Here is a 1034-nt window from a genome sequence, read left to right on the forward strand (position 1 = left end):
AGGCGCAGGTGCGCCAAGCGCCGGACGCGGTGGCGGTGGTCTGCGAGGGCGAGCGCGTGAGCTATGGCGAGCTCAATGCACGGGCGAACCGCCTCGCGCATCATCTGGTCGGGCTCGGGGTCAAGCCCGGGGATAGTGTTGCGACAATGCTGGACCGCTCCGTTGCGCTTGTGGTGGCGCAGTTGGCGACCCTGAAGGCGGGGGGAGTTTATGTGCCGATCGATCGCGCTCTTCCATCTGCACGACAAAGCTGGATACTGGCCGACTGTGATGCGCGCTTCGTGCTTAGCGAGAGTGACGATGACGATCTGGTTGACGTGACGATCCCTGTTCTGCCCATTGAGCCGCTCATGGCCGGAACAGGATGTGGTACCGATCCAGGCCTGGCATTGAGCGCCGAGGCCGCCGCTTATGTAATGTACACCTCCGGCTCGACCGGCGTTCCCAAGGGAGTTGTTGTTCCTCATCGTGCTGTCAACCGGCTCGTCATCAACAACGGCTATGCGGAGTTCAGCTCGAGGGATCGTGTGGCATGGCTGGGCAATCCCGCGTTTGATATCAGTACGCTGGAAGTCTGGGCACCGCTGCTACACGGTTCGAGCCTGATTGTGATTCCATACACTGATGTGCTGGAGCCAGAAGTGCTGCGCAGTCTGGTTCAGCAGCACCGCATTACCGTCCTGCATTTGACAGCGGGATTGTTCAGGCAGAGCGCTAATGATCTAGGCCCGGTGCTGGCGAGTTTGCGGTTGCTATTAGTTGGAGGTGATGCGGTTGATGTGGCGGCAGTAGCACGGGTGTTGAGGCAGAACCGACCGCAACATCTCTTGCACTGCTACGGTCCGACCGAGACGACGACCTTAGCGACAGTCTGCGAGATCAACGCGATTGATGAGCCATTCCAGCGGCTTCCGATTGGCCGACCGATCGCGAACACGCAGGTTTACCTGCTGGACGGTCATGCTGAGCCCGTTCCGTTTGGGGCGGTGGGGGAGCTTTACATTGGCGGGGCGGGGGTCGCGGATGGTTATATG

1 protein-coding gene is annotated in these 1034 nt (G+C 60.4%); it reads left to right on the forward strand.

The annotated features are described in order from the left end of the window. Positions 1 to 1034 (forward strand): AMP-binding protein (locus QCM77_RS45905; RefSeq protein WP_280097139.1); only part of this gene is annotated, 1034 nt, incomplete at both ends.

The sequence above is a fragment of the Bradyrhizobium nivariense genome (genome assembly GCF_029846695.2).
In the GTDB taxonomy this organism is placed as follows: Bacteria; Pseudomonadota; Alphaproteobacteria; order Rhizobiales; family Xanthobacteraceae; genus Bradyrhizobium.